General features: G+C 47.0%; 1 protein-coding gene. It reads right to left on the reverse strand.

Features of this window, described 5'->3' with window-relative positions; all coding sequences use genetic code 11:
* Positions 1-148: 148 nt before the first annotated feature.
* A partial coding sequence (locus tag ACNKXV_RS13940; protein ID WP_417908322.1) for a helix-turn-helix domain-containing protein occupies positions 149-319 on the reverse strand: 171 nt, incomplete at its 5' end.

Consider the following 319-nt stretch of genomic DNA (forward strand, 5'->3'; position numbering starts at 1 on the left):
CTCAGAATATCTAAGCAGAAAAACGATCTGGAATACAACCAAAATGAGGAAAAGGGAAATCATAAAGACTCCCCACTCTCCCGAAATGCCAAAGGCAAGGAAAAACAAGGATGCTGCCATCAAGGCAATCCTGCCCAGCAAGCCGACTTTATAATCCATATTTTTCCAGTCTTCTGTAAAGTGAAGCTCGGGTAAGACCGAGTTCCTTGGCGGCTTTGGAGATGTTTCCTCCGTTTTTGTCAATGGCCCGCTGAATGGTGCTACGCTCCATATCGTCCAAATTTAAGGTGGCAGCGGTGGGTGCCTTTTCGGAGGAAGG

The organism is Christiangramia aquimixticola (assembly GCF_048285835.1).
Lineage (GTDB): Bacteria > Bacteroidota > Bacteroidia > Flavobacteriales > Flavobacteriaceae > Christiangramia > Christiangramia aquimixticola.